We start from the raw sequence: 20,719 nt of genomic DNA, 5'->3' as shown, positions 1-20,719 counted from the left end.
GGGGTAAGTAGTGTAAAATACATTAATGTGATGACTATTAATGTAAGATAAGTAGTTAATAGGAAGATTAAAAATCAGAATTTAGATTAAAGGAAATGGCTATGAATCAGCATGGTTCCTTTGCCGTTGTGGATTTAGAAACCACCAAGCCCAGTGTGAGCGCTGGTGGCCGCATAATTCAAATTGGCATTACCTTCATTAAAAATCGAAAAATCGTTGAGCATTTTGATTCCTTTGTGAATCCAGCCCATGATATTGACCGCTCAATTCAACAATTGACCCATATCACGCCCAAAGATGTGGCCGATGCGCCTTATTTTGAGGAACTGGCCCCGCTCTTGCAAAATTTGTTGAGCGATCAGGTCATTGTGGCGCATAACGTTAATTTTGATTATCCCTACTTAAATAATGAGTTTGAGCGGGTTGGTTTACCAAAACTAGAATTAGAAGCAATCGATACTGTTCAGCTGGCCCAAATTCTATTACCAACCGCCCCTGGTTATCGATTGATTGATTTAACCCGTTATCTGGGCTTACCACTGCAAAATGCCCATCGAGCTAGCGCTGATGCCGAGGCGACGGCCTTGCTCCTGTTAAAACTTTGGCAAAAGGCAGAAGGTTTATCGAGTAAGGTTAAAGCGCAACTTAAAGCCCATGATTGGGGACTTTTACGGCAAACGCAGGCTTTTTTGACCTTGGCCTTAAATGGTAAGGCTAAACAGCTGGAATCACAGTCCACAGCTACCGGCCACTATTTGATTAAATCAGCCACCAAGGCCACCTTTTCCTATGATAGCCGTTCTCAAGCACAATTGATTGGCGAGGAACGGGATTTAAGACCGGGTCAAAATCAACTCATTAATCAAACTTATGATTTTTTAAAAAGTAAAAAAAGCGGCGTCTTTAACTTGGTAACTAGACCCAAGATGGGCAAGACCAGTGGCTCTTTGTTGGCCCTATATTCTACTAAAATTCAACCGACCCTCCTAATTACCCAGGATCGTAATCTGCTCAAGCAACAAGAAATTATTTTAAAAAGATTTAATCAACAGCCTGATTTAGCGACCTTTAAGTTCACAACGTTATTTGAGCCAAATCAATATATTGACCCCAAACGTTTGCATGAAAGTTTGGCAGCTTTGGGGAATGAACATGGCTTCTTGTGGCAGGCCCGTTTGCTGGTCTGGTTGAGTCAAACCAAAACTGGCTTACTGACTGAAATCATGGTGGGCTTAAATCACCGCCAAGTTCGTGACTTAGTGCGGGGCAATCAGAAGGGAAACTTTTATCAACAGGCCTGGCAAGCAGCTAAAAAATCACAATTAATTTTAATGAGTTTTGATAGTTACTGGGCCTTGGCGGAACGTTTAAAAAAGCAACGCCATTTGATGCAATGGCCGTTGGCTATTTTGGAAAATCCATTGGAATTTCGTAAAACATTGCGCCATCATTATGGTCTAAGTTTGCCCTTGACTGGTTATGGTGAAGTCCTAGCCCATTTAATTGAAAAAAGTGCTGAATTTGAATCCCTTACCCTTCAAAAATTATTGAAGAGTAAGGTGGCCACTTGTCAGAATATGTTGGAACAGTTCTACGAACAGGGACAGGCTCGTGGCGCTTTGAAACGAATTAAACATTTCTTAGTCCACTTGAGTGATTTGGCCCAGTTTTTGCAAAAAGAAAATATTCATCCTGATTTTAGCCATTTTGAACTAGACCAAGCCTTGGTTAAAATTAATTATTTACAAAAACACCGTCAATTTTTATTGGATACGCAGTTGACCAGCGATGAAGCTGGAACACAAAAGTTAAAAATTATTATTGATGAAGTCAATCTCTGCAAGGCTCAATTTACCAGTCAAATTCGGCGGTTAATTTTGATGAATGACTTTTTACCAGCTGATTTAAAGACCTTTTTCCAAGACGATATTGCCCCTAAAAACTGGTATGAGGGTCAGCTAGATTTGGCCGAGATGGCCTTGCCAATCATGGTGCCCACTAATCAACAGTTTAATACGCATTTACAGGCTTTGGCACAGAGTCAAACTGGTCCGATACTCTTTATTTTACCAACAGATAATTTAATTAGTGACTGGTATCAAAAGTTGCGTAATCAGTATGGGGATGATTATAGCGTGGTTGCGCAAGATTTAACGGCTCCTTTAGCAAAGCTACAGCGTCAGTACCAACAGGGGCGCTTTATGATGATTGTCGGACCTAGCTACCTGGAAACCTTGTGGCAACATAAGACGGTTTTGCCTAATGTAGTGGTGATTCCTGATCTTCGTTTTTGGGATCAAGCTGATGATTGGCAGCCTTTGTTGACGGCTTTACAGGGGGTTGAGCATGGCTTAATTTTGAGCCCCTTAACGCGTAAAATTTTGCGAGAATTGCCAACTAGCTTGCAAATCAATCGTAAGTTTCCAACTGATTTAGTGAAATATTATCAATTTCACTTGAATTAACCCGTGAAAATAAAAAGCCAGTCAAAGTGACTAGCTTTTTTTGCTATAATATTTTACAGACAAGTCCTGCCAGGGAAAAGTGAGTACGCCATTATGCAATTTAGAGAAAACATGCGGATCGGCCAACGTCCTAAACGAGTGTTGTGGTCCAAAATTATCATTGTTGCCGTTGCCATTATTGCACTGTTAGTAGTGCTGGGTGCCGGTTACACTTATTGGGCTTTAGCGCCAATGCGCTCGGCGGAAAGTCGAGTTGAAAAAATCGTGCACCAAAAAACTGATTTAGTGAATTTAAACCAAATTACGGTTGATTATCGCGATCAGACCACCTATGCAGTTGTTGGTGAAAACGCCAAAGGGCAGCAAAAGGTGGCCATCGTGCAGGGGTCTTCGCAAAAGGTGAGAACTTTTCCAAGAAGTGACGGTATGTCTAATCAGCAGGTAACTAAGCTCTTGAATGATCGTTATCAGCCCAAACGAATTTATGCCGCCAATATCAGCTATTTCAAGGGTGTTCCCGTCTGGGAAGTTAGCTATACTGGTGATAACGGTCAGTTAAATTACCTGACATTAGATTTTAAAACTGGTAAGGCCTATCGAGTAATCAATGGACTTTAAGGAGGACATAGGGATGGATTATCAATTTTCAAAGCGGGTTAATGCAGTAACACCTTCGCCTACATTAATGGTGAGCCGCAAGGCTAAAGAAATGCAAGCGCAGGGAATTGATGTGATTAATTTGGGTATGGGGGAACCGGATTTTCCAACCCCTACTCATATTGATGAGGCGGCCATTCAAGCCATTCAAGCCAATAAGACCAGTTTTTATACTGCCGTTAGTGGTATTCCAGCTTTAAAAGCGGCGATTGCCGATCGGATGAACCTTCGTTATGGTAGTAAGGTGGGCGCTGATAACGTTACGGTAACCACCGGCGCTAAGCTGTCACTGTATGTTTTAATGCAGGTATTGCTGGATCCAGAAGATTGGGTAGTCACTGCTCGTCCTCAATGGGTTTCTTATGTTGAACAGGTCAAATTGGCGGGCGGTCATTTTCATTCAATTTTACCTGATAACCCAAGTTTAAAATTAACTTTGGCTGATTTAGAGGCATTGGATCATCCGGTCAAGGTTTTGATTTTGAATTCACCTACCAATCCAACTGGACAGGTTTACAGCCGTCAGGAATTGACCGGTATTCTTAATTGGGCCAATCAACATGGCACTTATGTGATTTTGGATGAAATCTATGGCCAATTAGTTTACAATGGGGCAACTTTCACGTCTGGTTTGCAACTCCAAGAGTTAAATGATAGTCGAATGATTATTGTTGATGGTGTGTCTAAAGCCTATTCCATGACTGGCTGGCGGATTGGTTGGACTTTAGCTGATCCTCGGATTATTGGGGCAATGAATAAAATATTAGGGCACATGACTTCTAATCCTAGTGCGGTATCACAATATGCCGCCTTGGCTGCTTTAACGGATAGCCAGGATTGTGTGGAGGAAATGCGTCAAACTTTTGAGCAGCGTTTAAATGCTACCTATGCGCAGCTAGAGCAAATGAGTTTTTTCAACCTGCCCGTTAAACCGCAGGGAGCCTTTTATCTCTTCCCTCAGATTAATCCTCAGGTGATGGCTGATTTGGGCTTTGAGTCAACCAGTGAACTGGTGCAAGCGATTCTTACTCAAAGTCATGTTGCTTTACCTAGTGGTGAAGGATTTGGTATGCCTGGTTATCTAAGAATTAGTTATGCCAAGGATCAGGCTACTTTGGATCAGGCTCTTAGTCGTTTAAATAATTTTTTTAATAATAAATAAGATAGGAGAAAGGACGTTTGAAGTCCTAAGGTATGACAGAAACAGAAATTCCAACCATTCAAATTATTGATGCAAAAGATTATGTAGGCCAAACGGTACGAATTGGTGGCTGGCTCCGGCAAAAGCGTGGTAGCGGTAAGATTGCCTTCTTGCAATTACGCGATGGAACTGCCTTTTTTCAGGGGGTGGTTGTTAAAGCCGATGTACCTGAAAATGTTTTTGAAACCGCTAAGGAATTAAAACAAGAAACAAGCTTATATGTGACTGGTGAAATTCACGAAGATAGCCGCTCTTCTTTTGGCTATGAAATGGCTGTTAGTGATATCCAAGTAATTGGTGCTAGTCAGGATTACCCGATTACACCAAAGGGACATGGGACAGAATTTCTGTTTGATGAGCGCCACTTATACTTGCGCCACATCAAGCCGTTTGCCACGCTGAAGATTCGGAATACCTTGATTGCGGCTACCTATGAATTTTTCAACCAAGAGGGATTCATTAAATTAGATGCCCCCTTGTTGACTGGTTCAGCACCCGAAGGGACGACCGAATTATTTGAAACTGATTATTTTGGTCAATCAGCCTTTCTATCGCAAACTGGTCAGTTATACGCTGAAGCTGGGGCCATGGCCTTTGGCAAGGTCTTTACCTTTGGACCGGCCTTTCGGGCGGAAAAATCAAAAACACGCCGTCATTTGACTGAATTTTGGATGGTCGAACCTGAAATGGCCTTTATGGATCAAGAGGCCAGTTTGGCACTGCAAGAACGCTACATTGCCTTTTTGATTAATAAGGTTTTGGAACAAAATGATCAGGAATTGGATTTGTTAAAGCGCGATAAGGACTTATTACGCTCTTATACACAATTACCATTCCCACGGGTATCCTACGATGATGCCATTCAGTTGTTACAAGATAATGACTTTGACGTCCAATGGGGTGTTGACTTTGGTTCACCGGAAGAAACTTTCCTAGCTAACCACTTCTCAAAGCCGGTCTTTATTACTAACTACCCGAAGGAAATCAAGGCCTTTTACATGAAGCGCCACCCAAGTCGTGATGATGTTGTCATCTGTGCGGATTTGTTGGCACCTGAAGGTTATGGGGAAATCATTGGTGGATCAGAACGTGATACCGATTATGATTATCTTAAGGCCCGAATTGAAGAAGAGGGGTTGAGCTTAGACGAATACGGCTGGTATTTGGATTTGCGTAAGTATGGTTCGGTGCCGCATTCTGGCTTTGGTTTAGGTTTGGAGCGGATGGTGACTTTTGTTACTGGAGAAGATCATATTCGAGAAGCGATTCCGTTCCCACGGATGATGCACCGCATCCGACCTTAAGGGGAATAAAAAAGCGTTCAGGTTGCTAGGACTTGAACGTTTTTATTATGTTAGAGTGAAGGGAGGCTCATATGGAAGCTAATCTACAACGATATTTAAAAGCCGGACATACCAGTATTAGCAATGATTTGCTACTCCACTATCGTCAATTAGGTTTGGATAACGATGATTTGGTCCTATACTTAGAAATTCAACGATTACAAGATAGTGGCGACCAGGCCACACCAGAGGTTCTGGCGCGGATTATGCAGGTGACCAGTCAAAGTATTATTGATCGGATTAAAAGTCTCCTTAAACGCCAATTGGTCCAAATTCAAGGTCGCAATCGGCAAACGGAAAGTTACGATTTTACCCCGATGTTGAATAAATTAATTGCTGGCAAGGCCGTAGCAGATAGTGAGGTTGAAGCGACTACGCTTTCAACTGGAGCCAGCAGTCGTCGTCAAATCTTGCAAACCTTGGAACAAGAATTTGGCCGGATGCTCTCGCCGATGGAAATGCAAACTGTGGGTCATTGGTTTGATCAGGATCATTTTGATCCCAATATGATGTTGCTGGCTATTCAAGAAGCCATCGCCAACAATGCCCGTTCTTTGCGCTATATTGAGGCTATTTTGGCTAATTGGCAACGAGAAAATTTGACCTCACCTCAGGCAGTGCAGATGGCTAAAGTTAAACGGCGGGCAGTTAACTACGCGCCCTCAAAGACAGCTATTACATCGTCAAATCAAGCTCCTCAGTTTAAGATACCAAGTGGTAAAATTGAGGATATGTAGTTTTTAATTTAAGTAGATATAGTAGTGCTTATCTAACTGGAAACCTAAAATTGACTGCCCGTTGGGGCGCAATAGCAGCGCTTGATGGCTCACCTGGGCTGTCTGGGCCATTAATTGTCCTAACGACAGTGGTTTTGAGCCAATTACCAACAGTAAATCCCGATGATTAGCAGCAAATTTAAGTTGACTAACGGGATTACCATTGGGGTCACTGGCCGGATATTTAAGATAAATTGGAGTTTTTAAATCCATATATTGAGTTAAAGCTTCAAATTGACTTAATTGCATAGTGTATTAATTATAAAGGAAAATTATGGTAAAAAGTTATCATCTTATGGCAACTGCCGCTGCCGGCGTGGAAGCATTGGTCGGTAAAGAGTTGCGTCAGCTTGGCTATGATGCCCAGGTGGAAAATTATCGTGTTCGTTTTGAGGGAACTCAGGCTGATATTTTGCGCAGCAATATTTGGTTGCGGACGGCTGATCGGATTAAAATTATTGTCGGCGAGTTTGAAGCTAAAACTTTCGAAGAATTATTTGAAGGAGTTAAAGCTCTCAATTGGCAAGACTATTTGAACTATGACAGTGCCTTTCCGGTGGCCGGGCGTTCGCATAAATCAACCCTATTTAGTGTACCCGATGTTCAGTCGATTACTAAAAAGGCGATTGTAGCAAAGTTGCAAGAGGAATACCATGTCCGGACCCGTTTACCAGAAAACGGTTTCTTTGCTCAGCTAGAAGTGATGATTGAAAAAGATCACGTAATTTTAACCTTAGATACGACGGGGGATTCACTTTTTAAACGTGGTTATCGTGTGAATAAGGGTGGTGCGCCACTGAAGGAAAACTTCGCGGCGGCTTTGGTTTTACTGACTAATTGGCACCCAGATCGTCCCTTTGTTGATCCCACGACTGGTTCGGGTACTTTGGCCATTGAAGCGGCTTTGATTGGCCGTAATATTGCGCCTGGTCTAATTCGTTCCTTTTCAATTGAACAAATGGACTGGTTTGATACCAATTTGTCCGACCAAGTTCGTGATGAAGCTGAAGCCCAGGCTGACTATGACCGGGAATTAAATATTACCGGCTATGACATCGATGAAAATATGGTTGCCATTGCCCAGGAAAATGCCAAGCATGCTGGCCTGGGACAAGATATCCACTTTGCTCAACTAGCCGCTAAAGATTGGAAAACGGACCAAGTCAATGGGGTCCTAGTATCTAATCCGCCTTATGGAGAGCGTTTGGGTGAGTTAGAAGCAGCCCGGGAGTTATATCGTCAAATGGGTACTTTATATGCCCAATACCCTAGTTGGAGTAAGTATATTTTGACTAGTGATTTAGATTTTGAAAAATCTTTTGGTCAAAAAGCAACTAAAAAACGTAAACTCTATAATGGCTCCTTGCGAGTTGATTATTATCAGTATTGGGGTAAGCGGGTTAAATAATGATAAAAACGGGGTAATTACCTCGTTTTTTATTTGGTTTTTGGGTAGATTATGTTAAAATTACACTTTGTGAAAACATAGAAAGGAGATGTATACCACTGACTGTGGTATGCAAATCAAGTCAATGCCAGTAGTTTATATGCGGCGGGCAAAAGCCCGTGATATGGCCTCGATTGTAGAAATTCTACAAGGGGCGAAGAATTATCTAAAAGAACAGGGATTAGACCAATGGCAGGGAGAATACCCAAATATTGATACTGTTCAAAAGGATATGGATCATCATCAGGCTTTTGTACTCGTTGTTGATGATCAAGTAGCTGGTTATGCAGCCGCTTTTGAAGGCGAAGACCCACTATACACTGCCCTAGAAGATGGTAATTGGCTCGTTGATGGCCATGACTATGCCAGCCTTCATCGAGTAGCTATGTCAGATAAGTACCGTGGTCAGCGGTTAGCACCACGCTTTATGACTGCTTTGATTTCTTATTTCTATGCCCAAGGCGCTCGTGACTTTCGGATTGATACCCATCCTGGTAATTTACCAATGCAAAAGGTCATTACTAATAATGGTTTTGAAAAGCGGGGGACAGTCCACATGCAAGAAGGAACTAATATCAGCACTGCCCGTTGGGCCTACCAACTCTTAATTCAAGATTAAAAAGCAGATCATTGATCTGCTTTTTTTAATGCTTGTAAGGCCAAGTAGTGGGGGCCTTGATTTTGTTTTTCGCTGACCCAATCAATTAACACGAGCGAATGAGCGGCTAAAATGGTATGCAGGCGATCCACATAAATTTGATAATGTTTGGCATAGTTTTTATTGAGGGCATCGACCAGTAGTTTTGAGTCCGAATAGAGATGTAACTGATGATTGCCAGCCGGTAGGTTGGATAGAGCCCAAATCGCGGCTAAAAACTCAGCCTGATGGTTGTCATCGGTAAGCGGGAGGGGCGTTTTTAATTGTTCTTGTTGGCCATTGATGACTAATAAACATCCCGCTGCTGACTGGCCCGTGCGGGGGTGGCGGGCAGCATCAAAGTGAATTTTAATTAACATTTATTACTCCTTGCAAGTTATTATAGGGCTGGCCGGTTAGTCTTGCCAAGCTTTGGTTAAATTTCATGGTAAAATAGGAGTGATTTTAAATATGGTAAGGAGCATGAAATGGGTCCGACAACTGGCTTTTATCAACCACTTGATTCTTGGAATCAAATATTATGGATGTGGTGGGCAATTTTGACGATGTTAGGGGTCATTATTTCCTCCGAGAGAATGTACCAAATGCCCCTATGGCTGACAATCTACTTAATTATTTTAGTGGCTACTGGCATCTTTGCCTTTGCTCGTCACCGTCTCTATCTAACTGGTAGTCAATTGTTTATGGGGTATGCTTTACGGCGAACTTACGCTGAATATAATTTGGACAGTGGTTTATATTGGCAGCTAGACGGACGCCGTCTGAGCATTCAATCTGGCAGTCGGTTACAGACTTATTGGATTAGTAAGCACATGGCTCGCAAATTAAAGGAAATAAAGCAAGATGACAGAAAATAAGCAGTTTGTGATTGATGATCAGCAAACTGGTCGATTAGACGCAGTGTTAGCTCAACTAGATCAAGAGTACTCTCGTTCTCAAGTAGCTAGTTTAATTCAAAAAAAGCATGTATTGGTAAATGGCAAGGCCGTTAAGAGCTCTTACAAAGTGCAAGCTGGGGATAAAATTAGCATTAATCCACCACAACCAGTCGCTAGTGAGCTAGTGCCACAAGATATTGCCCTAGATATCGTGTATGAAGATGATGATTTATTAGTGGTTAATAAGCCTCGGGGGATGGTCGTTCATCCTGCTCCCGGACATCCGGATGGCACCCTAGTTAATGCTTTATTACACCATGCGCCCCTTTCTTCAATTAATGGTGAGTTTCGACCGGGAATTGTGCACCGAATTGATCGTGATACAAGCGGTCTTCTAATGGTTGCTAAAAATGATCATGCTCATCAGGCCTTATCAGAGCAACTTAAGGCCCACAAAAACACTCGGCTTTACTACGCCTTAGTACAGGGTGAATTTGATGAAGATGAGGGCCAAATTGATGCGCCGATTGGCCGTCATCCGGTAGATCGTAAAAAACAAGCAGTGCTAGCGCAGGGACGCGAGGCTTTGACGCATTTTAAGGTCAAAGAACGCTATCCTGGCTATACTTTATTGGAATTACGCTTAGAAACCGGACGAACCCACCAAATTCGCGTCCACTTGGCCTACATCGGTCATCCAGTGGTCGGTGACCCGCTCTATGGCAAGGGTAGTCTGGTAACCAACCTAGGTCAAAAAGGACAGCTCTTACATGCTAAAACGCTTTCGTTAACGCAACCAAGTACTGGCCAGGAGCTGACTTTTACCAGTGATTTGCCGTCCTATTTTACAGATGTTTTAGCAAAATTAGAACCAGTTATTAGGACTAAAGATAATTTAAACAAGGAGTATTAACACCATGGCTAATAAAGTTGTTTTAGACTCAGCCTCTTTACAGCGAGCTTTGACTCGAATCACTTACGAAATTTTAGAGCGAAATAAGGGTGGTCAGGGCTTGGTTTTAGTCGGCATTAAAACGCGTGGTGAATACCTAGCTCATCGGATTGCCAATCGATTAGAGCAATTGGAAAAAGAAACGATTCCAGTCATGGCCATTGATGTCACCAATTATCGTGATGATGTTTTGGCTCATGGTGATCATTTAGGCTTGGATGAAAAGGATTCAATTAACATTGTCGATAAAAACATTGTTTTGGTTGATGATGTCCTCTTTACCGGGCGCACGATTCGCGCGGCTTTAGATGCCCTCATTCATATTGGCCGCCCCAAATCGATTTCTTTGGCAGTGTTAGTCGATCGTGGGCACCGGGAACTGCCGATTCGGGCTGATTTTGTTGGTAAAAATATTCCAACAGCTCAAAATGAAAAAATTCAAGTTTCGGTGGAAGAAATTGATGGGAAAGATGCGGTAGAAATTATCCACTAATCTCCCAAGGAGGAAGGCATGCAACGGCACTTGATATTAGAAGATGGTAGTACTTTTGTTGGAGAAGGCTTTGGTGCGCCCGCAACAACCTTTGGTGAAATTGTTTTTCAAACGGCGATGACCGGTTACCAAGAAAGTATTACTAATCCGATTTATGATGGCCAGATGATTGTCTTTGCCATGCCGGTAGTAGGAGCCGATGGGATTCATGCCGAGGCCTACGAATCGGTTAAACCCACCATTCGGGGGATGGTTGTCCATGACCTAGCCGAAATATCGACCAATCGGCAACGGCGCATGAGCCTAGATCGATTTTTAAAACAAAATAATATTCCCGGGCTTTGTCAAGTTGATACGCGGCAATTAATTCGACACTTACGAGAGAGTGGTCCGCAGAAAGCGACGATTGTTGATTATGTTGATGATCATGCCCGTGACCAGCTGGCAGCCACGGTGTTAACCAAACAACAGGTACAAAATACCGCCACACCTAAAGCCTATGCTAATCCGGGCCGAGGGTATCATATTGTAGTAATTGATTTTGGCCTGAAACATGGGATTTTACGGATGCTGGGTGACTATGACAGCAATGTGTCGGTCCTTCCTTACACAACCAGTGTTGAAGAGGTCTTAACCCTTGATCCGGACGGAATTATCTTGTCTAGTGGCCCGGGTAATCCTAATAGTTTGCCAGAAAGTGTGTTTACTTTAATTCGTGTCTTACAGACCAAAGCCCCAATGTTGGGCATTGGTTTAGGCCACGAACTTTTTGCTATGGCCAATGGGGCAACCTTAAATCCCTTGGTGGCTGAATATCATGGGATGAACCATCCGATTCAAGAAATTATTTCCCAAGAGATTTTCTATGCCATGCAGGGAAGGGGATATGTCGTTGACGATCAGACGGTTGATCGTAAAAAAATGTTTGTGACCCACCGTGATTTAGTCGATCAATCAATTCAAGGACTACGACATCGTGATTATCCAGCCTTTAGTGTGCAATTTTTCCCTGATGGGGCCCCGGGTCCCATTGAACCCAATGTGATTTTTGCAGATTTCTTTGAAACGGTGGCCGACTATGTCGAACAGTACAACTAAATCTAAACTAAATAAAGTCCTATTTCTGGGGGCTGGACCCAATGATTTTGGAATTCAGGGCGAAAATGATGCGGCGATTTATCAAGTTTTGCCGGAATTACATGGCCATGGCTATCAAGTCTTTGTGGTCGATGATAATCCCTATTCAGTCGCTTTAGAGAGTGTTGCGGCGACAACTTTTTGGGAGCCGTTGACCGTCACCAATATTAAAAAAATCATTAAAGATCATCAGATTGATGCGGTGGCACCTTTATTTGGGGGACACCGGGCCTTACGACTTTGGAATCAAATTTTAAATGAATGGCATGCTGATGATGGGCAAATTCCACGGACTTTGGGCTTAAATCCGGCCGTATTACGTGAATCAGCCGATATTACTCAGTTAAATCAGCTATTAATCGATGCCGGTTTGCCAGTAATCCAAAGTCAGGTGGCCAAATCTCAAACTGAAGTGAACGAATTAATGCGGTCGTTATCCTTACCTTTGGTGGTACGGGCCAACAATCCCGTGCAAAGTAACACCCGCCAAATCGTTGAACGCCTGGACGATTTAGAGCAGGTGGTTGACGAGGTTAAAAGTCAGTCTCTCCTAGATGAGGTGTTAATTTCTAAAGCCATTAATGGCATGAAAGAGGTTAGCCTAGAGGTTTTGCGTGATTACCGTGGTAATTGTTTACAGGTTGGGGCTAGTGAGGATATGGATCCCATTGGGATTCACACGGCTGATTCGCTTAGCGTTTCGCCGGTTTTAACGATCCAAGATCGTTTTATGGAACAAATGCGTTCTTATGCCTTCCAAGTGGCTGATTTATTACAGCTACAAGGAGCTTTGCACCTACAATTTGCCGTGAGTGAAATTACTGGTAAAATCTACATCATTAAAATTGCGCCCTACATTGATCAAATGGCGACTCGCATGGCTTTGGTGACTGGCTATCCGATGCTATTGGTGGCCATGTACTTGTCCTTGGGACAGGCACTTGAAGACATTGAATTACCCCATAATTTCCACCCCAAAACGGCCATGATGGAGCCAATGATGGATCATATTGCCGTTAAATTACCAGTTTTTCCCTTTGGGGATTTACAGGCCAGTGGGGTTGAAGTTGATCGAAACCTAAGTAGTATTCAAAAATCAGTGGGTTCGACGATTGGATTTGGTCGGACCTTTATCGAAGCCTTGGAAAAGGCGATTCGGTCGGCTCACTTTAATAACCGAGGCTTTTCGCCAACCTACATGGAACATATTTCTGATGATGAATTAATTCAACAATTGATTCACCCTCAAGATAATCGAGTTTTACTATTTATTGAGGCGATTCGACGGGGTTATGAAGTTGATGAATTAACCGAATTAAGTCATATTGATGCCTTTTATTTCTACCAGTTAAAGCACCTAATTGCTTTAGAACAAATGGTGGAAGCTAAAATTGATGATCCTAATATTTTGCAACAGGCTAAACAAGCTGGCTTGTCCGACGGCTTGATTGCCCGTTTTTGGCATAGTGATTTTCAGTCAATTCGTCGTTTAGCTCGTCAAAACGATATTCAACCAACCTATAAAGCCTTAGAACCTTCTGCCGGGGAATTTCCGGAGAATGCTCACCAGTATTACGCCACTTTTGAAACGGAAGATGAGTCGACTCCCCTGGGAAAAGACAGTATTCTCGTGGTTGGATCGGGGGCCTTTCGTTTAGGCGAATCGGCTTCGGGCGGTTATGCAACGACAATTGTTTTATCGGAATTACGCCGCTTGCAATATCACACGGTTGCGATGAACAATAACAGCAGTGATGCTACCTTGTTGCCGCATATTTCAGATAAACAGTACCTGGAACCGCTGGAAATCTCGGATGTAATGGCCGTGGTGGATAAAGAGCAGCCGCAGGCAATTATGGTGCCGGGTAATCGTAAAAAGTTAATTAAGGTCTTAGAAGAATTGGGACAGCGGGTCTTGATTTTACCCCGTGAAAAGCATTTAGGCAGTGGACCAGAAAATCATGAGTCAGAATTTTCTTTGAACTTTTTCTACGATGGGGTGGAAGTTTATCCCTTGATTGTCGGTCAGCACCGTGCCGGAGAAATGCGCCTATTGAATCAGGCCTTAGATATCAAGGAAGATTTGAATAATCTGAGTTTACCTAGCCCGGGTCTGTATCAAATTATTTGGCGAGCAGATGTCAACGAATGGGTTCATCAAATTGAGATTCCGGATTTGTCCCATGATACTTGGCTGCGGTCGGTATCATACGGGCAGGTAGCCTATTTGAGTAAAGCCATGGGCATTCATTTTCTGCGTTTAATTGTGCGGGCTATGTTAGATGAATTGACACCCCGTGACTGGGAAATGCTGCAAATGATTTCCAAAAATCCGCCCCATGTCCATCAGTGGATGGCTAAGGCCCTGACTAATTATCAACTACATTTGCAACCTAGTGGTCCGATTGATACGACTCGCTTTGAGATGGGCGTGCGGGTGGTTAATGATGAGCAATAAAAAGTATCCAACCGAAAAAATTATTGGCCTGGTGGTTGAACAAGATCCTTCAGGAAACTACTTACCGCAGGCTGGTGCTAAACCTCATACTTGGCGGATTGGTAAACATACTAAAGGAAAGTTTTCTGAGCTGGGACAAGTATTTTTGACTGAAAATGGTCAAGCAGTAGCAGTCATTGACCGAGCGCCCTTAGCCTTTAATCAGCGTCATGATTATCAACCTTTGGCACGTTGGACTAGCGGTCAAGTAGATATAATGGCCTTACAGCCTTGGATAACATTTAAAAATGATTAACTTTTGTGAATAAAGCCTTACAATATATTCGAAAGGTACATGTAGTGTGACTACATGTAAACAGGAGATATATGTCAGACCAGCCAATGCGGACCCATTATTGGTCCAGAAATATTAGTCCACTAGTTGATGATGGTCTACTAGCCGTACCAATTCTCTCACCTAGTGTTCGTTATAAACAGGCGGCTCAGCTGGCCTTGATAAAAAATCAACAAAAAATAGCTGCAGCAATCAAGATCGATTTAACCCTAACGGATAAACAAAAACAAGCCCAATTGGCGGCTTTAAACCAGGATTTACAACGAGCTAAATTGGCTTTATACCAAGCTAATAGTTTGTCAGCCATTCAACCAATTATTCAACAGGCTGATTTAGCCATGGTTCAGCAACATGCGATTGGTCTACCGTTAAATTTGCAAAAACAACAAGCCCAAGCGACCATTAGGCAAACTAGTCAACAGCTACTTTTGAAGATTAATAACGATTCTCGTTTGTCCCAAACTATTCAGGAACAACAGCAAGAAAAAATTCGGATTGAAGCACGCAAGGCTAACCAGATTATTGATCAAGCCCAAGATGCCCAGCAAATTGCTAACGGTCAAAATATGGGGCTGTTTAAAATTCGTTATCAAGCATCATTAATAACAGATTTTGTTCAAGCAGGGGGGCTGGGTTTGCCAAAGCCAATTAGTTTAAATCAATGGCGGGTTGATTTGAGGTCTTTTTTTGAAAAAGATAATTGATATAGTTGTAATATTTTATTAATTATTTTTACTATATGCTGGTTTTAAAGCTATAACAGGGTTTTGATGTGCTATACTTTCCTTAAAAGAGAAAGTTGAGTAGCTATTATGTATCAAAAAGCATCGGCCGTGGTAGTTTCAGGTGCAGTTGGGGTTGCACTATTACCACAAACTGGTATACACATCAATTCTGATTGGCAGGTAGCCCTCTCGATTATTATTGGGCTGGCCTTTACCGGGGCGCTTTTATCTAGTTTGTACCTCCTTTATAAAAAGAATGTCTAATTGGTTGGTTATTAGTGTGATTCTACTGGGTCTTTATGCTGCCCTTAGAATTTTGCTTGGTATTTTTTTTGCTAACGTATACGAATTAAAAACGCTTAAGTTACAAAAAAGGACCGCCAAGCCAGCACAACATCATTCCTTTAGTATTTTAATTCCTGCCTACAATGAGGGGAAAAGTATTCAGGACAGCGTTTTATCAGCTTTGGAATTGGATTATGATAACTTTGAAGTAATTGTGATTAATGATGGTTCGCATGATGATACCTTGAATCAATTGCGAGCGCTCCAATTAAAATATCCTAATTTAGTGATTGCCGATCAGGCCAATGGTGGTAAGTCGGTTGCCTTAAATAATGCCTTGATTAATTATGCTCAGTATGAATTAATTATGGTTTTAGATGCCGATTCAGTATTATCAGCAGACGCGTTAACCAAGATGAATCGCTATTTTCAAGATCGGCGGGTTTTAGCGGCAGCGGCGAATGTGCGGATTAAGCAGGCACCTCATTTTATTGAATATGTCCAACGAGTTGAGTATTTCGTTGGTTATTATTTAAAAAATTCGGAAATACCATTGAATATGGAATATATCATTGGTGGGATTGGGTCCTGTTTTCGACGGGATTGCTTACTGCAAGCCGGCGGATATGACAGTGATACCGTGACCGAAGATATTGATTTGACGATGAAGTTACTGGCTTATTATGGTAATACGGCCTATAAATTTGTTTACGCCAATGATGTAATTGCCTATACCCCAGCCGTCCATACTTTTCATGAACTATTAAATCAACGGTTGCGTTGGAAATATGGTCGTTTCAAGGCGCTCATTAAATATCGGACTATGATTTTTAACCTTAATCCTAAATATAGTTTGTCCTTGTCCTTTTGGAAATTGCCTAAGATTTGGTTGGAAGAATTTTTAATGTTCCTGGAGCCAGGATTCATTTGTTTGGCCCTATTTTGTTTGGTGCGGTATGGTGATTTTTCGACCTATATTTCCCTCGTATTACTTTATGGGGCTTATGCTTCTTTTGCAGTACTAAATGCCGATAAATTAACTTTGAAAGAGAAGGGGATTTTCTTTTTAACCGCACCTATGGCCTTTTTATTCCTGGAGGTCGTTTCTTTGGTTGATTATCTGTCTTTGCTGCGTTGTTTGATTCATCAGGATGCGATTTTTAAACAAGAAAGCTCCTGGGAGCATGTCGAACGTTAACGAATAAAAAATGCTGAGTTGTCAATTAACAACTCAGCATTTTTTATTTGGCCGTTTGGCGACGGGTATTCCAAGAAAAGAGTAAGGCGTTGATAACCATGATGCCAGCACTCACTAAGAAAATTGCTCGATAGTCATAGAGATTAGCAATTACAGCACCCAACATGGGACCGGCCACACTACCAATGGCTTGAAAACTCTGATTATAACTAAAAATTCGGCTAATCATATTTTGAGGTGAATTTTTGGAAAGCAGAGTTTGAATGGCTGGTAATAAGGTGGCATCACTAATACCCACGATAAATCGCAGTAGGATTAAGAGCGTTACACTGGTGACAAAGGCGGTTGGGATAAAGGCCAAAACCGCAATGACAAAGCCGATTTGAATTAAAAAGCGGGTGCCAATTCGATCGCCTAAACGGCCAAAACTAGGTGCAGCGATAATGGTTGCTAATCCGGGCGCAGCGGCCACCACCCCGGCTAAAAAGGTGACATTGTGGCTGTTATGCACCAACTCACGGACAAACAGTGAGACAATCGGATTAATGGACATATTTACAGCCTGGACCAACATGGTAGTAATAAATAGGGAGACCAACAAATGCTTATGCGGCAAGGTCGCCCAGGTAATTTTTTCTAGTGGTTTTTGTTGATTGACTTGGCTAGGGCGCTGATTTTCCTGAACTAAAAATAAAATTAAAAAGAAAACCAAGAACATGATAAAGCCAGTGATGTGAAAGGTTAGTTGATAAGAAAAGGCACTGGCAAGCGCACCACCAACAATCGGACCGAGTAGGGTTCCGGCCGTAAAGCCGGTGACTACGATTCCTAAGGAACGGCCGACTTGTGACTTTGGTGTTTGGGTGGCAATTAGGGCGTTAGCATTGGAAACAAAGCCACCTAAAGCCCCCTGAATGGCTCGTAAAACGATGAGTTGCCAGACATTGGTGGTAAAGCCCATCAAAAAGAAGATGACGCCCATCCCAGCCGCAGCCCGTAACATCATTAATTTACGACCCTTTTGATCAGCCAATTTACCCCAGAGCGGGGAAACAATGGCTGTAACGAGGAAGGTGATCGCAAAAGCTGCACCAGAATAAAGGGTTAACTCATTTTTAGAAAAATGACCCAGCGTATCAACGTACAAAGATAGGAAGGGGATAATTTCGCTTAACCCAATCCCAGTCATAAAAACCCCAAACCAGACAATAATGACATTGCGCTCCCAAACTTCTTTTTTACTTAACCAATCCATACGGTGCTACCTTTCTAATCTGTTTTAGCCTTAATTAATCATTCTAAACCGATTGGGAAAAATATGCACTGTATGGCTTGACTTTGCTTGTGAAAGGGGTTGATTTTTAATATAATAGCAATGATTATTAATTCGCTTTTGGTGGCCCATTTGGGAACATAATTACCACATTGACTAGCAGGAAGCGGAATTTAAGGGGCACTTATGACAAAGTATCGAGACTATACCGCTAGTGATGTTTTAGAGATGGTGGCATCTTATATGTCACCAGCCGACACCCAAGAAGTTAACCGGGCTTATCAGTGGGCAGCTCAGTTACACCAAGAACAACGGCGTAATTCCGGGCAACCGTATATTATTCATCCCATTCAAGTCGCCGGTATTTTGGCAGAACTACGAATGGATACAGCGACGGTAGCAGCCGGTTATTTACATGATGTGGTTGAAGATACGCCGGCAACGCTGACTGATGTAGCCGATAAATTTGACCCAGCTGTGGCTCAAATTGTCGATGGTGTCACTAAAATCAGTCAAATTAAATACCAAAATTCCCAAGAGCGGCTGGCTGAAAATCATCGTAAGCTTCTTTTGGCCATGTCTAAAGATATCCGGGTCATTATTGTTAAATTGGCTGATCGTTTGCATAATATGCGAACTCTGGATGCCCTGCGACCCGATAAACAAAAGCGGATTGCCCGGGAAACCCTTGATATTTACGCTCCTTTGGCTGATCGTCTGGGAATTAGTACGATTAAATGGGAGCTAGAGGATCTTTCGCTAAGTTATTTGGACCCTGATGATTATCATCATATTGCCTCTTTGATGGATATGAAACGTGATGAGCGTTTAGCCTACATCCAAACGGCGGTAGATGAGATTAATGCGGCCATTGATAGCTTAGGATTGCAAAATGTTGATGTTTATGGTCGGCCAAAGCATATTTACTCGATTTACCGTAAATTAGTTGACAAGCATAAGGAATTTAGTGAAATATACGACTTATCAGCTATTCGGGTTTTAACTGATACGATTCCTGACACCTATGCGGTTTTGGGGACGATTCATTCCCGGTGGACGCCAATTCCTGGTCGATTTAAAGACTATATAGCGCTACCAAAGGCTAACGGTTATCAAAGCCTACATACAACGGTGATTGGCCCGGGTGGTCGGCCAATGGAAGTCCAAATTCGGACGCATAAGATGCATGAAGTCGCTGAATTTGGGGTGGCCGCTCATTGGGCCTATAAACAAAATCGAGGTTCGGATAAACAAGCCCAAGTCGGTGATAAAAACCAACAAGCCTTAAACATGATTCAGGGAATTTTAGAGCTACAAGAAAGTGCTCAGGATGCCCAAGACTTCATGGCTGGTGTTCAGGGCGACCTGTTTGGTGATCGAGTGTATGCTTTTTCTCCGAAAGGGGATGTTTATGAACTAGCCCAGGGTGCAGGACCGCTTGATATGGCCTTTTCGATTCATTCTAATGTTGGTTTAAAGACGACCGGGGCAAAAGTAAATGGTCGAATTGTGCCCCTAGATTACAAGATTAAAACTGGGGATATTGTCGAAATCATCACCAGCCCTAATGCTAAACCGAGCCGAGATTGGCTAGATTTGGTATCAACTCGTCGAGCCCGCAATAAAATTAAACAGCACTTTAAGCAACTTGATCGTCAAGATAATATTGTGGCCGGTCGGGAAGTAATTAGTCAGGAATTAACGGAGGAACATTTCAATAGTGCTGATTTCTTAGATGAAAATCAATTAACACAAGCCGCTTTAGACTTACATTTTTCCAGTGCCGATGACATGCTAGCGGCTGTTGGTTATGGGGACATGACTGGCCAGGGGGTTGTTAAAAAGTTAACCGAAAGTGCGCGTCAGCAACAGGCTGATCAAGCCGCTCAAGAATTACAACGCGAAATTTTAGAAGAAGGGCATGCGATTACTGCTGACCAGACCGGTTTTTCTCATAAAGAGGCCAATAAGGTTAATGATATCGTGATTGCCGGGGTTGATAACCTCTTGATTCGATTGGGCCGTTGCTGTACACCAGTTCCCGGTGATGCTGTAATGGGCTACATTACTAAGGGACGTGGTGTTTCAGTTCATCGATTGGACTGTCCTAATATTCGTCAAGCTCAAGGACAGGGACAACGCTTGGTGGATGTGCAGTGGGAAGATCCTAACGGACAAAAGGCTAATTATGCCGCTGATTTGACGGTTCATGCCGAAAATAGTGGTGGCGTTTTAAATGATGTCATTCGGATCTTAAATAGTCGAACCCGCTATGTAAATGGGATTAACGGGCATGTTACCAAAAGTGGCATGATGCAAATTTCCCTATCAATCGGGGTTCGAAATGTGGAACAGTTACATGGTATTATGGATACCTTGCATAATTTACCAGCGGTTAGCACCGTTGAGCGAACTTTTCACTAGGATATAGAGGAGACT

The 20,719-nt window shown here is 42.5% G+C and carries 20 protein-coding genes; 17 read left to right on the top strand and 3 right to left on the bottom strand.

From position 1 onward, the window contains the following. Positions 1-95: 95 nt before the first annotated feature. The 5 genes from C7384_RS01900 (at position 96) to C7384_RS01880 (ending at position 6,403) form a co-directional block, all read left to right on the top strand. A complete protein-coding gene (locus tag C7384_RS01900) occupies positions 96-2,465 on the top strand; it encodes an exonuclease domain-containing protein (RefSeq protein WP_089937890.1) in 2,370 nt (789 codons plus the stop codon). A 93-nt stretch (positions 2,466-2,558) separates the two neighbouring features. Next, complete coding sequence (locus C7384_RS01895) at positions 2,559-3,083, top strand: cell wall elongation regulator TseB-like domain-containing protein (protein ID WP_243400693.1); 525 nt, start codon at positions 2,559-2,561, stop codon at positions 3,081-3,083. A gap of 13 nt (positions 3,084-3,096) precedes the next feature. Next, positions 3,097-4,284 carry a pyridoxal phosphate-dependent aminotransferase gene (locus C7384_RS01890; protein WP_089937886.1) on the top strand — a complete coding sequence of 396 codons (1,188 nt, stop codon included), beginning with the start codon at positions 3,097-3,099 and terminating at the stop codon, positions 4,282-4,284. A 32-nt stretch (positions 4,285-4,316) separates the two neighbouring features. Further along, positions 4,317-5,627, top strand: a complete 1,311-nt coding sequence (gene asnS, locus C7384_RS01885; RefSeq protein ID WP_089937884.1) for an asparagine--tRNA ligase — start codon at positions 4,317-4,319, stop codon at positions 5,625-5,627. A 71-nt stretch (positions 5,628-5,698) separates the two neighbouring features. Continuing rightward, on the top strand, positions 5,699-6,403 hold the full coding sequence (locus C7384_RS01880; protein WP_089937882.1) for a DnaD domain-containing protein: 705 nt from the start codon (positions 5,699-5,701) through the stop codon (positions 6,401-6,403). Positions 6,404-6,406: 3 nt separating this feature from the next. On the opposite strand, the gene C7384_RS01875 is transcribed toward C7384_RS01880, so the two are convergent. Beyond that, positions 6,407-6,655, bottom strand: a complete 249-nt coding sequence (locus C7384_RS01875) for a hypothetical protein (protein ID WP_133240775.1) — start codon at positions 6,653-6,655, stop codon at positions 6,407-6,409. A 61-nt stretch (positions 6,656-6,716) separates the two neighbouring features. Between C7384_RS01875 and C7384_RS01870 the strand changes: the two genes are divergently transcribed. Then, a complete protein-coding gene (locus tag C7384_RS01870; protein WP_089937877.1) occupies positions 6,717-7,850 on the top strand; it encodes a THUMP domain-containing class I SAM-dependent RNA methyltransferase in 1,134 nt (377 codons plus the stop codon). Positions 7,851-7,989: 139 nt separating this feature from the next. Further along, positions 7,990-8,508: a GNAT family N-acetyltransferase gene (locus tag C7384_RS01865; protein WP_176760684.1), complete on the top strand. Its 519-nt coding sequence runs from the start codon at positions 7,990-7,992 to the stop codon at positions 8,506-8,508. Between the two features lie 8 nt (positions 8,509-8,516). Here the strand turns inward: C7384_RS01865 and C7384_RS01860 are convergent, their stop codons facing one another. Then, positions 8,517-8,906: a ribonuclease HI family protein gene (locus C7384_RS01860; protein WP_089937875.1), complete on the bottom strand. Its 390-nt coding sequence runs from the start codon at positions 8,904-8,906 to the stop codon at positions 8,517-8,519. Positions 8,907-9,014: 108 nt separating this feature from the next. On the opposite strand from C7384_RS01860, the gene C7384_RS01855 reads away from it, so the two are divergent. The 9 genes from C7384_RS01855 to C7384_RS01820 all read left to right on the top strand — a co-directional run bounded on the left by C7384_RS01855 (position 9,015) and on the right by C7384_RS01820 (position 17,007). Further along, positions 9,015-9,404, top strand: a complete 390-nt coding sequence (locus C7384_RS01855) for an EbsA family protein (protein ID WP_089937873.1) — start codon at positions 9,015-9,017, stop codon at positions 9,402-9,404. Continuing rightward, positions 9,391-10,338: an RluA family pseudouridine synthase gene (locus C7384_RS01850; protein ID WP_089937871.1), complete on the top strand. Its 948-nt coding sequence runs from the start codon at positions 9,391-9,393 to the stop codon at positions 10,336-10,338. The genes C7384_RS01855 and C7384_RS01850 overlap by 14 nt, the downstream gene beginning before the upstream one ends. Before the next feature lie 4 nt (positions 10,339-10,342). Further along, positions 10,343-10,870, top strand: a complete 528-nt coding sequence (gene pyrR / locus C7384_RS01845; RefSeq protein WP_089937869.1) for a bifunctional pyr operon transcriptional regulator/uracil phosphoribosyltransferase PyrR — start codon at positions 10,343-10,345, stop codon at positions 10,868-10,870. Positions 10,871-10,888: 18 nt separating this feature from the next. Further along, positions 10,889-11,968 (top strand): carbamoyl phosphate synthase small subunit, encoded by a 1,080-nt coding sequence (locus C7384_RS01840; RefSeq protein ID WP_089937867.1) that lies wholly within the window; start codon positions 10,889-10,891, stop codon positions 11,966-11,968. Continuing rightward, positions 11,949-14,465: a carbamoyl phosphate synthase preATP-grasp domain-containing protein gene (locus C7384_RS01835; protein WP_089937865.1), complete on the top strand. Its 2,517-nt coding sequence runs from the start codon at positions 11,949-11,951 to the stop codon at positions 14,463-14,465. The genes C7384_RS01840 and C7384_RS01835 overlap by 20 nt, the downstream gene beginning before the upstream one ends. Continuing rightward, positions 14,455-14,760, top strand: a complete 306-nt coding sequence (locus tag C7384_RS01830) for a DUF7671 family protein (RefSeq protein WP_243400692.1) — start codon at positions 14,455-14,457, stop codon at positions 14,758-14,760. The genes C7384_RS01835 and C7384_RS01830 overlap by 11 nt, the downstream gene beginning before the upstream one ends. A 71-nt stretch (positions 14,761-14,831) precedes the next feature. Further along, positions 14,832-15,503: a hypothetical protein gene (locus C7384_RS01825; protein ID WP_089937862.1), complete on the top strand. Its 672-nt coding sequence runs from the start codon at positions 14,832-14,834 to the stop codon at positions 15,501-15,503. A 108-nt stretch (positions 15,504-15,611) separates the two neighbouring features. Then, a complete protein-coding gene (locus tag C7384_RS08100) occupies positions 15,612-15,788 on the top strand; it encodes a hypothetical protein (RefSeq protein WP_165806758.1) in 177 nt (58 codons plus the stop codon). Further along, positions 15,781-17,007: a glycosyltransferase family 2 protein gene (locus tag C7384_RS01820; protein WP_089937861.1), complete on the top strand. Its 1,227-nt coding sequence runs from the start codon at positions 15,781-15,783 to the stop codon at positions 17,005-17,007. Before C7384_RS08100 ends, C7384_RS01820 begins: the two co-directional genes overlap by 8 nt. Before the next feature lie 43 nt (positions 17,008-17,050). On the opposite strand, the gene C7384_RS01815 is transcribed toward C7384_RS01820, so the two are convergent. After that, on the bottom strand, positions 17,051-18,262 hold the full coding sequence (locus tag C7384_RS01815) for an MFS transporter (protein ID WP_089937859.1): 1,212 nt from the start codon (positions 18,260-18,262) through the stop codon (positions 17,051-17,053). A 204-nt stretch (positions 18,263-18,466) separates the two neighbouring features. On the opposite strand from C7384_RS01815, the gene C7384_RS01810 reads away from it, so the two are divergent. Next, entirely contained in the window at positions 18,467-20,704 is a 2,238-nt protein-coding gene (locus C7384_RS01810; RefSeq protein WP_089937857.1) for a RelA/SpoT family protein, read from the top strand. Positions 20,705-20,719 lie beyond the last annotated feature (15 nt).

Source organism: Convivina intestini, from assembly GCF_003096575.1.
In the GTDB taxonomy this organism is placed as follows: Bacteria; Bacillota; Bacilli; order Lactobacillales; family Lactobacillaceae; genus Convivina; species Convivina intestini.
The sequence above is the reverse complement of the archived record's forward strand: the minus strand, read 5'-3'. Positions and strand labels throughout refer to the sequence as shown.